General features: G+C 68.5%; 8 protein-coding genes and 1 tRNA gene. 7 read left to right on the top strand and 2 right to left on the bottom strand.

Annotation, left to right across the window (positions count from 1 at the left end; all coding sequences use genetic code 11):
- Positions 1 to 59: 59 nt before the first annotated feature.
- The 3 genes from gyrB to EO776_RS08075 all read left to right on the top strand — a co-directional run bounded on the left by gyrB (position 60) and on the right by EO776_RS08075 (position 6,795).
- Positions 60 to 1,976 carry a DNA topoisomerase (ATP-hydrolyzing) subunit B gene (gene gyrB / locus EO776_RS08090; protein ID WP_094519389.1) on the top strand — a complete coding sequence of 639 codons (1,917 nt, stop codon included), beginning with the start codon at positions 60 to 62 and terminating at the stop codon, positions 1,974 to 1,976.
- Positions 1,973 to 4,468 (top strand): DNA gyrase subunit A, encoded by a 2,496-nt coding sequence (gyrA, locus tag EO776_RS08085; protein WP_089307612.1) that lies wholly within the window; start codon positions 1,973 to 1,975, stop codon positions 4,466 to 4,468. The genes gyrB and gyrA overlap by 4 nt, the downstream gene beginning before the upstream one ends.
- Positions 4,469 to 4,764: 296 nt before the next feature.
- Positions 4,765 to 6,795, top strand: coding sequence for an AMP-binding protein (locus tag EO776_RS08075; RefSeq protein WP_049929473.1), 2,031 nt, complete (start codon positions 4,765 to 4,767; stop codon positions 6,793 to 6,795).
- A gap of 35 nt (positions 6,796 to 6,830) precedes the next feature.
- Here EO776_RS08075 and EO776_RS08070 read toward each other — a convergent pair whose 3' ends face one another.
- Positions 6,831 to 7,301 (bottom strand): redoxin domain-containing protein, encoded by a 471-nt coding sequence (locus EO776_RS08070; RefSeq protein ID WP_049929476.1) that lies wholly within the window; start codon positions 7,299 to 7,301, stop codon positions 6,831 to 6,833.
- Between the two features lie 149 nt (positions 7,302 to 7,450).
- Here EO776_RS08070 and EO776_RS08065 point away from each other — a divergent pair, with 149 nt between their 5' ends.
- The 3 genes from EO776_RS08065 to EO776_RS08055 all read left to right on the top strand — a co-directional run bounded on the left by EO776_RS08065 (position 7,451) and on the right by EO776_RS08055 (position 8,923).
- On the top strand, positions 7,451 to 8,368 hold the full coding sequence (locus EO776_RS08065) for a hypothetical protein (RefSeq protein ID WP_094519391.1): 918 nt from the start codon (positions 7,451 to 7,453) through the stop codon (positions 8,366 to 8,368).
- A gap of 154 nt (positions 8,369 to 8,522) precedes the next feature.
- Positions 8,523 to 8,798 (top strand): Sec-independent protein translocase subunit TatA/TatB, encoded by a 276-nt coding sequence (locus tag EO776_RS08060; RefSeq protein ID WP_049929478.1) that lies wholly within the window; start codon positions 8,523 to 8,525, stop codon positions 8,796 to 8,798.
- A gap of 52 nt (positions 8,799 to 8,850) precedes the next feature.
- A tRNA-Arg gene (locus EO776_RS08055) sits at positions 8,851 to 8,923 on the top strand.
- A 163-nt stretch (positions 8,924 to 9,086) separates the two neighbouring features.
- On the opposite strand, the gene EO776_RS08050 is transcribed toward EO776_RS08055, so the two are convergent.
- The gene (locus EO776_RS08050) at positions 9,087 to 9,785 is read right to left on the bottom strand and encodes a DUF1405 domain-containing protein (RefSeq protein ID WP_049929479.1); all 699 of its coding nucleotides are present in this window, start codon (positions 9,783 to 9,785) and stop codon (positions 9,087 to 9,089) included.
- 108 nt (positions 9,786 to 9,893) lie between these two features.
- On the opposite strand from EO776_RS08050, the gene EO776_RS08045 reads away from it, so the two are divergent.
- Positions 9,894 to 13,679: a type II/IV secretion system ATPase subunit gene (locus tag EO776_RS08045; RefSeq protein WP_100050474.1), complete on the top strand. Its 3,786-nt coding sequence runs from the start codon at positions 9,894 to 9,896 to the stop codon at positions 13,677 to 13,679.
- Positions 13,680 to 13,681 lie beyond the last annotated feature (2 nt).

Here is a 13,681-nt window from a genome sequence, read left to right as displayed (position 1 = left end):
TCACACGCGCGCGTGCGCCGGGTTTATAACCCGACAGCGACTAGCGAGTGTAAGTTCCTATGTCAGAGCAGAGCGAATACGGAGCCGGCCAAATTCAGGTCCTCGAAGGCCTGCAGGCCGTCCGTAAGCGACCGGCGATGTACATCGGGTCCACGGACGGTCGGGGGCTCCACCATCTCGTCTACGAGGTCGTCGACAACTCCATCGACGAGGCCCTCGCGGGCTACTGCGAGGAGATCGAGGTACGGATCCACGACGACGGCTCCGTCTCCGTCAGCGACGACGGGCGCGGCATCCCCGTCGACACTCATGAGGAGTACGACCGCCCCGCGCTCGAGGTCATCCTGACGGTCCTCCACGCCGGCGGGAAGTTCGACTCCAAGTCGTACCAGGTCTCCGGCGGGCTCCACGGCGTCGGCGTCAGCGTCGTCAACGCCCTCTCCGAGCGGCTCGAGGTCGAGGTCAAACGTGACGGCGGCGTCTTCCGCCACCGGTTCGCGCGCGGCGAACCCGACGAGGACGGCTTCGAGCGCGTCCGCGACATGAACGCCGGCGAGTCGACCGGGACCGAGATCCGGTTCTGGCCCGACGAGGAGATATTCGAGACGACGGAGTTCCAGACCTCCACGCTCGCGAACCGACTCCGCGAGCTCGCCTTCCTCAACTCCGGTGTCGAGATCCGCCTGGCCGACGACCGCGACGACAGCGAGGAGACGTTCCGCTACGACGGTGGCATCCGCGAGTTCGTCGAGTACCTCAACGAGACGCGCTCGCCGATCCACGAGGAGGTCATCTACTTCGAGGGCGAGACCGACGGCGTCCACGTCGAGGTCGCGATGCAGGCGACCGAGGAGCTCCAGGGCTCCGTCCACGCGTTCGCCAACAACATCAACACCCGCGAGGGCGGCACCCACCTCACCGGCTTCAAGACCGCCCTCACGCGGACCGTCAACGACTACGCCAACGAACAGGGACTCGTCAACGACCTCGACGCCAACCTCAAGGGCGAAGACGTCCGCGAGGGGCTCACGGCGGTCGTCTCGGTGAAACACCCGGACCCGCAGTTCGAGGGGCAGACGAAGACGAAACTCGGCAACAGCGAGGTCCGCGGCGTCGTCGAGTCCGCGACCCACGAGAAGCTCGGTACCTTCTTCGAGGAGAACCCCGACACCGCCGAGAAGGTCGTCCACAAGGCCGCGGAGGCGGCGCGCGCCCGGAAGGCCGCGAAGAAGGCCGAGGAGCTCACCCGCCGCAAGTCGGCGCTGGAGTCGACCGCGCTCCCCGGTAAGCTGGCGGACTGCCAGACCCGCGACCCGACCGAGGCGGAGCTGTTCGTCGTCGAGGGCGACTCCGCGGGCGGCTCGGCCAAGCAGGGCCGGAACCGCGAGAACCAGGCGATCCTCCCGCTGAAGGGGAAAATCCTCAACGTCGAGAAACACCGCCTCGACCGCATCCTAGAGAACGACGAGATCCGCGCGCTGATCACCGCGATCGGCGCGGGCATCGGCGAGGAGTTCGACCTCGACGACGTCCGGTACAACAAGATCATCCTGATGACGGACGCCGACGTCGACGGCGCCCACATCCGGACGCTGCTCCTCACGCTCCTCTATCGGCACATGAAGCCACTTCTGGAGGCCGGCTACGTGTACGCGGCCCAGCCCCCGCTGTACCGCGTCCGGTACCGCGGCGAGACGTACGACGCCATGACCGAGGCGGAGCGCGACCGCATCATCGAGGAGGAGTGCGACGGCAACCCCACGCAGGTCCAGCGGTTCAAGGGGCTCGGCGAGATGAACCCCGACCAGCTGTGGGACACCACGATGGACCCGACGAACCGCCGGCTCAAGCGCATCACCATCGACGACGCGGCCGCCGCGGACCGCATGTTCAACGTGCTGATGGGTGACGCGGTCGAGCCGCGCAAGCAGTTCATCAAGGAGCACGCGACCGAAGCGGAGTGGGTGGACATATGAGCTCGGAGACTCCCGACGCCGACCCCGGCGACGTCCGCGCAGCGCAGGTGACGAACGCCCGCATCGAAGACGAGATGGAGCAGTCGTACATCGACTACGCGATGTCCGTCATCGCGGGTCGCGCGCTCCCCGACGTGCGCGACGGGCTCAAACCCGTCCACCGCCGGATCCTCTTCGCGATGAACGAGGCGGGCGTAACGAGCAACTCCGCGCACCGCAAGTCTTCCTCCGTCGTCGGCGAGACGATGGGCGATTACCACCCGCACGGCGACAGCGCCATCTACGACACCCTCGCCCGGATGGCGCAGGACTTCTCGATGCGCTACCCCTTGGTCGACGGGCAGGGGAACTTCGGCTCCGTCGACGGCGACCCGCCGGCCGCGATGCGGTACACGGAGGCCCGGATGGCCCCCATCGCCGAGGAGCTCATGGCGGACATCGAGCGCGACACCGTCGACTTCCAGGCGAACTACGACGACCGCCTCGAGGAGCCGGAGGTGCTGCCCGCGGCGTTCCCGAACCTGCTCGTCAACGGCTCGTCGGGTATCGCCGTCGGGATGTCGACGAACATCCCGCCCCACAACCTCGGCGAGGTGATCGACGCCACCGTCGAGCTGATAGAGACCCCCGACGCGACCGTCGAGGATCTGATGGAACACGTCAAGGGGCCGGACTTCCCGACCGGCGCGAACATCGTCGGGCGGAACGCGGTCCACAAGGCGTACAAGACGGGGCGCGGACGGATCCGCGTCCGCGCGGAGTTCGAGGTCCACGAGGAGGAGGGACGGATCGTCATCAGCGAGCTCCCCTTCCAGCAGAACAAGTCGCGGCTCGTCGAGCGCATCGCCGAGGACGTCAACGAGGGCGCGATCGAAGGGATCCGCGACCTGCGCGACGAGTCGGACCGCGACGGGATCCGGATCGTCGTCGAGCTCAAGCGCGACGCGATGGCGGAAGTCGTCAAGAACCAGCTGCTGGAGAGCCACCTCGAACGCACGTTCGGCGTCATCAACCTCGCTCTGGTCGACGGCTCGCCGCAGGTGCTGGACCTCAAGCAGACGCTCGAACACTACGTCGACCACCGCCGCGAGGTGGTGCGCCGGCGCTCCGAACACGAGCTCGCCGAGCGCGAGGACCGCGCACACATCCTCGAAGGGCGGCTGAAGGCCCTCGACAACGTCGACAGCGTCGTCGAGACGATCCAGGACTCCGACGACCGCGACGCCGCGAAGGCCGCGCTGGAGTCGGCGTTCGACTTCACCGAGGCGCAGGCGGCCCACATCGTCCGGATGCAGCTTGGCTCGCTCACGTCGATGGAGACGGCGGAGATCGAGTCGGAGTACGAGGAGGTGAAGGCGCGTATCGAGCGGCTGGAGACGATCCTCGCCGACCCCGCCGAGCTCGATCAGGTGATCGTCGACGAGCTTCAGGAGATCAAAGCCGAGTACGACGACGAGCGCCGGACGAGCTTCATCGAGGACGCGGGCGACGTGACCCACGAGGACCTCATCCCGGAGGAGGAGTGCGTCGTCGTGATGAGCGAGGACGACTACATCAAGCGGATGTCGCTCGACACGTTCCGCGCGCAGAACCGCGGCGGCAAGGGGATCATCGGCACGGGGCTCAAAGAGGGCGACCGCGTCTCCTCGGTGTTCGCGGCCAACTCCCACGACTACCTCCTCGTGTTCACGAACCACGGTCAGATCTACGAGCTGAAGACCTACGAGATCCCGGAGATGTCCCGCACGGCGCGCGGGAAGTCCGCGGTCAACCTCCTCGACCTCGACGACGGCGAGGAGATCGAGTCGGTCGTCAACACCGAGGACTTGGACGACGACGAGTACCTCACGATGGTCACCCGCGGCGGCTACATCAAGCGGACCGCGGTCGACGAGTTCGGGAACATCCGCTCGACCGGGATCCGGGCGATCCGGCTGGAGGACGGCGACGAACTCGTCGACGTCGAGGTGACCGACGGCGACACGGACATCGTCATCGGCAGCCGGGACGGGATGGCGATCCGGTTCGAGGAGTCCGAGGCGCGCGCCATGGGTCGGACGGCCCGCGGCGTGATCGGCATCGACCTCCGCGAGGGCGACGCCGTCGCGGGCGTCGCCGCCATCGACGACGAGTACCACAACTGGGTGCTCACCGTCACCGAGAACGGCTACGGGAAGCGCTCCGACCTCGACGAGTACCGCCCGCAGTCGCGGAACGGGAAGGGGCTCGTCGACATCAAGACCGGCGACCGGAACGGCGAGGTCGTCGCCATCGAGGCGGTGACCCACGGCGACCACCTGATCGCCATGAGCGCCGACGGTCAGATCATGCGGACCCGCGTCGAGGAGGTATCGACGGTGAGTCGCAACACGAAGGGCGTCATCGTGATGAACCTCGACCCCGACGACGAGGTCGCCTCCGTCGACATCGTCCCCGAGTCGATCCACGCCGCCGCGGACGGCGACGACGAGGCGGAGACGGACGACGAGTAGGCACCGCGCTCGGCGGCGTCCGTTCGCTTTCCAGGCGCTACCGGTCCTCTGTGCGGGCTTGAACTTCCGTTGCGACGAGCGATGCCCACGGAACGACGCAGCGACCTCGCCGGCGCGACTGCCGGCTGCCTCGGACGGAACAGTGCCGAGCCGAGCCGCCTCGACCTGCCGGTCCGCGACGACGGCGACGCACCGGTGGACGTGGCGGGACCGTCGAGGTCGCGGGCGAGTACGCACACCTCCGGCGAGTCCTTCAGGAAAGTTACTTACTGTCGCCGCGAAAATCACCGAGCGAGATGGACGAGTACGAGGGGATAGACGAGGTCGTACACGAACCGAGCGAGGCGTTCGCCGAGTCGACGAACGTCGCCGCGTTCATGCGCGAGTACGGGATCGACGACTACGAGGAGCTCATCGAGCGCACCACCTCGGAGGTCCCGGGCGAGCCCGCGTCGGGCGTCGACTGGTTCTGGGACGAGATCGTCGACTATCTCGACATCGAGTTCTTCACCGACTACGACGCGGTCCGGGACGACGCCGACGGGCCGCAGTTCTCGGACTGGTACCTCGGCGGCGAGGTCAACGTCGCGCACAACGTCGTCGACCGCCACGCTGCCGTCGACTCGCCGAACCGCAACCGCGTCGCGCTGATCTGGGAGGGCGAGCCCGGAGACGTCCGGGAGATCACGTTCCACGAGCTCCGCCGGCAGAGCGACCGCGTCGCGAACTACCTGACCGAGGCGGGGATCGAGACCGGCGACACCGTCGGGCTGTATATGCCGATGGTGCCCGAGGTCGTCTCGATCCTCTACGGCTGCCTGAAGGTCGGTGCGATCGCCGTGCCGATCTTCTCCGGGTTTGGCCGCGAGGCGACCGCGACGCGGATCGACGACGCGGAGCCGTCTGTCCTGTTCACCGGCGACGGGTTCTACCGCCGGGGCGACGGCGTCCGGCTGAAGGGGACCGCCGACGAGGCCGTCGCCGACGCGGGTCACGTCGAGGACGTGGTCGTGTACGACCGGCTGGGGGCGACGCCCGCGGCCGACTCCGCTGACAGCGGGAGCGACGTCGACCCGGTCCCGTGGAACGACGAGCGCGACCGAACTTGGGACGAGGCGGTCGGCTCGCAGCCGTCGTCGTTCGAGACGAAGCGGCTCCCGAGCGACCAGGAGTCCATGCTGCTGTACTCCTCGGGGACGACGGGCGAGCCGAAGGGGATCGTCCACACCCACGCCGGCGTCCTCACGCAGTGCGCGAAGGAGATCCACTTCGGCTTCGACCAGAAGCCCGCTGACCGGTTCTTCTGGGTCTCCGACATCGGCTGGATGATGGGGCCGTGGACGCTGATCGGCAACCACGCGTTCGGCGGCACGGTGGTGATGTACGAGGGCGCGCCCGACCACCCGGAGCCCGACCGCTTCTGGGAACTGATCGACCGGCACGGGATCACGCAGTTCGGCATCTCGCCGACCGCGATCCGCGCGCTCCGAAAGCACGGGGACGAGTGGGTCGACGAGCACGACCTCTCCTCGCTCCGTATCCTCGGCTCTACCGGCGAACCGTGGGACCCAGAGTCGTGGCGTTGGTTCCACGACGCGGTCGGCGGGGGCGACTGCCCGGTAATCAACATCTCCGGCGGGACGGAGATCTGCGGCTGCTTCCTGATGCCGATGCCGAACCAACCCCTCAAGCCCTGTACCCTCGGCGGGCCGGGACTCGGGATGGACATCGACATCGTCGACGAGTCGGGCGAGTCGGTGCGGGAGTCGGGCGAGCGCGGCTATCTCGTCGCGCGCGACTCCTGCCCGTCGATGACGAAGTCGCTGTGGTCGGGCGACGAGCGCTACCTGAACGAGTACTGGTCGACGTGGCCCGACCTGTGGGACCACGGCGACTTCGCGCAGAAGGACGAGGACGGCTTCTGGTTCCTCCACGGCCGCGCCGACGACGCGCTCAACGTCGCGGGGCGGAAGGTCGGCCCGGCCGAGATCGAGGGCGTCCTCATCGACCACGACGCGGTCAATCAGGCCGCGGCCGTCGGCGTCCCCGACGACACCACCGGGACCGCGGTCGTCGCGTACGTCGTCCTCGAACCGGGCGCCGACCCGAGCGACGACCTCCGCGAGGAGCTCCGGGCGCTGGTCGGCGACGAACACGGCAAGCCGTTCCGGCCGCGCGAACTCCTGTTCGTCGAGGCCTTCCCGAAGACGCAGTCGGGGAAGATCATCCGTCGCGCGATCGAGTCGGTGTACAACGACGAGGACCCGGGCGACCTCTCGTCGATGGAGAACCCCGAGGCGCTCGACTCGCTGCGCGACCCGGCCTGAGCGCGACCCGCCCGACCGCTCGGTTCGCCCTCCGGTCAGGCGGCCGCGTCCGCCACCGCCTCGGCGAGCGCGTCGTAGTCCGGCTCCTGCCCGGCGTTGTCCGCGAGCCAGCGATACGTCACAGTCCCGTCGGCGTCGATCACGAAGACCGCGCGCTGCGCGACGGTCTCCACGCCGTAGTGTGCGAAGTCCTCGACGACGTCGTACGCCTCGACCGCGCGGTGGTCCGGGTCGGCGACGAGCGCGAACGGGAGGTCGTACTGAACGCGGTAGGCGACGAGCGCGTGCGGGAGGTCGGTGCTCACGCCGAACAGCGTACAGTCGTCGCGGTCGAACCCGTCCCGTAGCGCCTCCATCTCGTCGGTACAGGTGTTCGAGAAGGCGGCGGGGAAGAAGGCGAGCACGACCGGCTCGTCGCCGACGTGCTCGGAGAGTTCGAACGGCTCGATGTCGCCGTCCACGACCGATCCGGTGAAGTCTGGGGCGTCGTCGCCGACGTCTGGCATACCGGGTCGTCGTCGGCCGGGCGTATCACCGTTTCGGCGGCGGCACTCGGCCGCCGGCTCGGGTACCGACTCGCGTCGTGTGACGCCGGAGGGCGCCAGATCGGCGAGCCGGGGGGAGAATTAAGTGTACCACCGACGCAGGACAGGTGATGTCCGGCCCTCCACGCCGCCTCTCACGTCGAACGGTGGCACTGCTCACGGCGACCGCATCGCTGACGACGCTGTCGGGCTGTTTCACGGACGACGGCGGAGACGCCCCCCGCACGGAGACGGTGCTCAGGCTCGACGAGGCCTCGCTGGTCGGCGTCTCAAACGAGTTTAGCACCCCAGTCGACTTCGTCGGACACGCGGGACGGACGGCCGTCCGGACCGCGATCGACGGCGGAGAAGGGACCGTCGACGGGTACTACGGGCCCGGCGTCTCGGCACCGTACGTCGTCACCGACGGCCCCGAGTACTACCGGATCGAAACCGAGACGGTCGATTCCGTCGCGGCACCGGGCTACGCGTACACGGTGGAGGTCGACGCCGTCGACTCCTTCCTCCTCGGTCCCCCGTCGAGCGTCCCCTTCGCGGATCTCCCGGACCACGACCGGGACACGGTCCTCGACGCGCTCGGGGACGCGTCGCTCGTCCACGCCCCGCACTACCCGCCGTTCGGGGTCAAGTTCGCGTACGCGTCCGCCGAGCGGCGAGAGCGCTCGCTGTTCGTCCCCGGGAACGACGACCAGCGGGTCGAGTGGGACGGCGAGCTGCTGCGGTTCGCGTTCGACGGGGAGCGGTCGGTCGAGGTGCGGACCGTCGCCGTCCGCGCCGACCGCGTCGCCTCGTCGCAGCGCGACTTCCGCCGGGCCGTCGGCGAGGAGCGCGGCCGATCGATCGACGACCCGACCGCGGACCAACGCGCGGTCCTCGACGCGGCGATCGACTCGGAGCACGCGGAGGCCCCGCCGCACTCCGACGCGTTCGCGGCCGTCATCGACGCGATCGCGACGGAGGAGAGCGTCGCTCCGCTCGTCCGCTACGACGGTGACTGGTACTTCGTACGGCTCGTGCGTCCCGACTGATTCGGTCCTCTCGGGTGCTGACGACAGATCTCAGCCATTCGCTTACCGAGCGGCGGCGCCGTTCGCTCGCGTTCGCTGCGGCCGTGCGCGGCGCCCGCGCCGACCCGATAAGGCAAAAAGACTATAGTCGCCACAGGGCTAGAGCGGAGTAGAGATGATAAGTGCGATTCCACTGATCGGCGGCATTCCGGCGGGCCCGGAGCTCCTCATCATCCTGCTCGTTCTGGTCCTGCTGTTCGGGGCGAACAAGATCCCGAAGCTCGCGCGGTCGACCGGCCAGGCGATGGGCGAGTTCCGGAAGGGGCGCGAACAGGTCGAAGAGGAGCTGAAAGACATGCAAGATGGCGAGCAGGCGGACTCGACGCTCGACGACGAGGACGACGAGTTCGACGACCTCGAGACCGAGACCGACAAAGAAACCAGCGCGTAAGTCGTCCCCGACGCCGACCGATCACCGCGGTCCCGTTTTCTCCTCCCGTCTTGGGCGCGTGGCCTAGCGGACAGGGCGAGAGGTTCCTAACCTCTCGATCGCGGGTTCGAATCCCGTCGCGCCCGTTCCTTCGCCTCGCTCGGCTACGGGCGCGACTGGCTCCACGCTTGCCCACTGCGTTCGCTCGCGTGGATCCCGCCGTGCCCTTTCGTACCGCTTGCGCTCGGATCAGCGTATCCTGTTTGTGATTTAACACCGTGTAGGGGATCTACCGTTTCAGACGATGTACTACGCCGGTCCCTTACCCACCCGACAGAACGAGCGCGCCGCGAGCGTGACGGCACCGACCGCGATTGCGAGCGTCGCGGCGGTGAGGCCCGGGCCGGGCTCGTACAACAGGGGCGGGTGATATCCGAGTCCGTAGTCGACGACGGCGTTCGCGACGCCGAGCCCCAGCGCGGTCGCGAGCGCCCCGCGGGTCGTGCGGCCGAACGCAGGGAACAGGAGCGCGAGCCCGACGAACAACAGGTGCGTCCCGATCACGCCCCAGTAGTAGATCAGCGCGTCGGGCGCGGAGACGTACTGACCGACGGCGAGGTTGAGCGACACCAGCGGCCAGAGCCCGAACTGGACCAGCCAGACGAACGCGACCGTGTGGAGGTACGCGAGTCCGCGAGAGGTGGGCGCGTCCGCGGTGACGCTGCCGCCGCGTCGGACGGTCGGGACGACGCTGGCGAGGACGCCGCCGCCGAGCGCGACCGCGACCGCGGAGTCCGCGTACAGCGGCCAGAGGACGACCGGCACCTCGTCCGCGGTCGGCGCGTAGTACCCGACTCCCACCGCGAACATGAACGCGGTAAACGCGCAGACGACGGCGAGGCTCCGCGGGGTTCCGAGCAGTTCCTCGGCGATCGCCGCCCGGACGCGCCGCCTGACCGCGCGCTGACGCAGTCGGCGGAGTCGCGGGAACCTGTCGGAGCGTGACACGACGGAGGGTCGGCGCGCGGGGGACTAAAATCCGCCCGTCCGCGGTCGATTATCAATCGCGGTGTTTTGCGAGACACCTTTTTCAACGGACCGCGCGTTCCCGGAACTATGAGCGACGAGGATGTCGAACGATCCGCCCTCCAATCCGACACCGGGGGCGGTCGATCGGCGTCCGACGGGTCCGGGTCAGCCGATTCGGACGCGGACCCTGCCGAACCGGAGACGCGAGGCGCTGAGGAGGTATCGACGGACGAGACGGGCGAGGCGGACGAAACAGACGAAACGGACGACCGAGCGTTCGAGAACGTGATTTTCGAGGAGGGGGACGGACCGAACGACTGCTCGCCGGTCGTCACCGACCGGTACACGTGGCGGACGCTACTCGCTGATCGCGGGGACGAGGACGCAGCGGCGCGGGTGTACGCGGACGTGCCGGACGCGCCGGTAGTCCCGGCGGACGCCGTCGCCCTCCACCTGCCGGACGGCGTCGACGGGGTTATCCGAACCGCCGGGGTCGACGAGCCGTTCGCGGCGGACGGCGAGACGGCCGTTCCCGGACACGGCACTCCGGATCGAGGGACGCTCGTCGTCGGTCCCGACGCGGTCGTTCTTAGCGGTGCCGCCGTCGTGCCGACCGGCGATCGGCGGGCGACCCCGCCCGCAGCCGCCGCGGGTGAGGACGAGACCGAAGGCGGGGGAGACGGTGCCAACGGCGACGGGAGAGGCGGCGACGGCACCGACGACGCAGAAAGAGAGGGGGTCGATGCCGACGCTGACCCGGACGACGCGACGTTCTCCTTCGAGGACGAACGCGACGGCGTGGAGGCGACATCGAGTCCCGGTGCCGAGACCGCAGCGGCCGCGGAACCGATCCCACGAACCGTCTTCGACCGGTCGGTCGGTCGCGAGGGCGTCTCCGGCGTCGTCGTTGCGCATGGAGCCGATGTCGAGTCGGTCCCGTCCCGCCCGCCGACCCCCGAGGAGTGGGACCGAGTCGCGTTCGATCCGGCGACGCTGCTCGGCTTCGACCCGAGTGAGACGGACTACCGCTTCCGCGCCGCCGCGGCGGTCGGCGACGCCCTCTGGGACCTGTGCGCGGCCCGTTACGACCCCTACTCCGTCCCCGTGTTGAAAGGGTACTACACCTGGGACGACTACCGCGAGGAGTTCTTCCTCGACGAGGACGGGAACCGGCCGACCGAGGAGAACGAGGAGGGAGAGGACGAGCCGCTGTCGTTCACCCACGAGGACAAGACGGAGGCCTTGGGTTTCGACCCCGACCGCACGGAGGAGCTACTCGGCGCGGGCGGCGAGGCCGCGGCCGACCTCGCGGACCTCGTCGACGAGCGCACCGTCGACGTCAACCCGGATCTCGACGAGGACGCCTTCTTCTCGACCGACGGGGGTCACACCACCCTGACGAACCGGTACGACCTGGAGAAGGCGGTGCCGATACAGAAGAAGACGCACTTCCGCGAGGAGGAGCGCTACTGGGTGAACAAGCCGTACGCGTTCGTCATCGTCTTCCGGTCGCGGAAGGAGAACGAGGCGAAGTACTACGTCGTCCAGCCGTACCGGACCGAGATCGAGGCGGACCTCACGGAGTTCCTCACCGGCAAGCTCCGGACCTCGATCAAGTACGCCGACGAGTCGATCGCCGGCGGCGACGAGTCGTTCCGCGAGGAGGTGATAGTCGAGGAGGCGCGCACGCTGCTCGACCGCTACGGGCTCTACGAGGACGAAGGCGACGAGCGGGGGATCGCGGACACGCTGGTTGACCGGTTCGGCATCGACCCGACAGAGGGGATCGCCGGGCGGATCGCGGAGTCACTGGGGTACGAGCCCCCGGTCGAGTCGCCGGCGAACCCGCCGGAGATCAGCGCCCGCCCCGAGCCGGCCGTCCTCGCGGAGGACGCCCGGACCCTCTCGGCGCACCAGGTCGAGAAGCTGTTGTACTACCTCAAGCGGGACTTCGTCGGCTACGAGCGCATCGACCCGATCAAGTACGACATCAACGTCGAGGACATCTCCTGTGACGGTTACAACTCCCCCGTCTTCGTCTACCACTCCGAGTACGAGCAGATCATCTCGAACGTCCACCACGGCACCGACGAGCTGGACGACTTCGTGGTGAAGCTCGCCCAGCGGTCAGGAAAGGGGATCTCGAAGCGCCGGCCGCAGGTAGACGCCACCCTCCCGGACGGCTCGCGCGCGCAGCTCACGCTCGGGAGCGAAGTCTCCGACCACGGGACCAACTACACGATCCGCCAGTTCAACGACGTCCCGTTCACCCCGATCGACCTGATCAACTGGAAGACCTTCTCGCTCGACGAGATGGCGTTCCTCTGGCTCTCGATCGAGAACCACAAGAGCCTGATCTTCGCCGGCGGTACCGCCTCCGGGAAGACGACGAGTCTGAACGCCGTCTCCCTCTTTATTCCCTCGAACGCGAAGATCGTCTCCATCGAGGACACTCGCGAGGTGGAGCTCCCCCAGCGCAACTGGATCGCCTCCGTCACCCGTCCCTCCTTCTCCGACGACGACAAGGGCGACATCGACGAGTTCGACCTGCTGGAGGCCGCGCTCCGGCAGCGACCGGACTACATCGTGATGGGCGAGATTCGCGGCGAAGAGGGGCGGACCGCCTTCCAGGTGATGTCCACGGGGCACACCACCTACACGACGTTCCACGCCGACTCCGTGGGCGAGGTGCTCAAGCGGTTCACCACCGACCCGATCAACGTCTCGAAGACGATGTTCACGGCGCTGGACCTGGTCTCCATCCAGACCTCCACCCGCGTTCAGGGCAAGAAGGTGCGCCGGAACAAGTCGATCACCGAGATCAACCACTACGACGCCGAAAACGACGAGATCAACGTCCAAGACGTGTTCCAGTGGCAGGCAGAGACGGACGAGTTCCTCCAGATGGGCGACTCGAACACGCTCGAAGACATCATGTTCGACCGCGGTTGGAGTCGGGCGATGCTAGACGAGGAGCTTCGCAAACGTCGGGTCGTGTTGGCGTACCTCATCGACCGCGGACTCAACAGCTACGCGCAGGTGGCGGCGACGTTTCAGGCGTTCATCAACGACCCGGAGACGGTGCTGGCGCTGATGGCCAACGACGAGCTGGAGCGGTCGCTGGAGGACCTCCGCGAGATGGAGTCGGTGCTCATCAACGTCGACCGCGAGAAGGAGAAGCTGGTCCCCCGTCCGACGCCGGACGCGGCCGGCGAGAAGGAGGCCGCGGAGATACTCGACGCGGCCGAGGACCTGTTCGAGACCTATCGGGGCGACGTGCCGGACTCCGTCGCGGACGCGCTCCTCGAGATGGACCACGCCCGCGACATCGAGGCAGAGTCGACGGGCGACCGCGAGGCGCTCGCCGAGGCGGCCACGGAGGCGACCGCGGCCGATGGAGCGCCGAGCGGCTCGGACTCGGGCCGAAGCGATCCCGTGGAGACGGACCCCGACCCCGCCGCCGACTCCTCGCCGGAGCCGCCTACCGACCCGAGTCACGCCGATTTCGAACGGACTCCAGAAGCGAGCGCCGCTCCCGCCGACGACGGCTCCGGCGCGCCGGGGGACATCGACTTCGGCGAGCCGTTCGATGACGGGGTCGACGTACTCTCGGCCCCGTCGGCGCGGTCCGAGGGGGACGCGTCGGCCGACGTGGGCGAGGGGTTCAGCGCCGCCGACCCCGAAACGGACGAGACCGCCGACGCGGAGGCCGACGGCGGCGCGGTCGGTTCCGGCGGCGAGGCGGACTCCGATGACCGTGAGGCGGAGTCCGACGACGCGGAGAGCGCCTCGGCCGACGACGCCGACGGCGCGGCGACCGACGACATCGACGACTGGGGGTTCGGCGCCGTCGAGCCCGCGGAGGAGGGGTAGCG

It is taken from the genome of Halorubrum ezzemoulense, from assembly GCF_004126515.1.
GTDB classification, from domain to species: Archaea; Halobacteriota; Halobacteria; order Halobacteriales; family Haloferacaceae; genus Halorubrum; species Halorubrum ezzemoulense.
This window is presented reverse-complemented; position numbering and strand designations above follow the sequence as displayed.

What these genes read in the sequence shown, in the direction of transcription:
- gyrB (WP_094519389.1), top strand. Translation starts at nt 60, where the DNA reads ATGTCAGAGCAGAGCGAATACGGAGCCGGCCAAATTCAGGTCCTCGAA.
- gyrA (WP_089307612.1), top strand. Translation starts at nt 1,973, where the DNA reads ATGAGCTCGGAGACTCCCGACGCCGACCCCGGCGACGTCCGCGCAGCG.
- EO776_RS08075 (WP_049929473.1), top strand. Translation starts at nt 4,765, where the DNA reads ATGGACGAGTACGAGGGGATAGACGAGGTCGTACACGAACCGAGCGAG.
- EO776_RS08070 (WP_049929476.1), bottom strand. Translation starts at nt 7,301, where the DNA reads ATGCCAGACGTCGGCGACGACGCCCCAGACTTCACCGGATCGGTCGTG.
- EO776_RS08065 (WP_094519391.1), top strand. Translation starts at nt 7,451, where the DNA reads ATGTCCGGCCCTCCACGCCGCCTCTCACGTCGAACGGTGGCACTGCTC.
- EO776_RS08060 (WP_049929478.1), top strand. Translation starts at nt 8,523, where the DNA reads ATGATAAGTGCGATTCCACTGATCGGCGGCATTCCGGCGGGCCCGGAG.
- EO776_RS08045 (WP_100050474.1), top strand. Translation starts at nt 9,894, where the DNA reads ATGAGCGACGAGGATGTCGAACGATCCGCCCTCCAATCCGACACCGGG.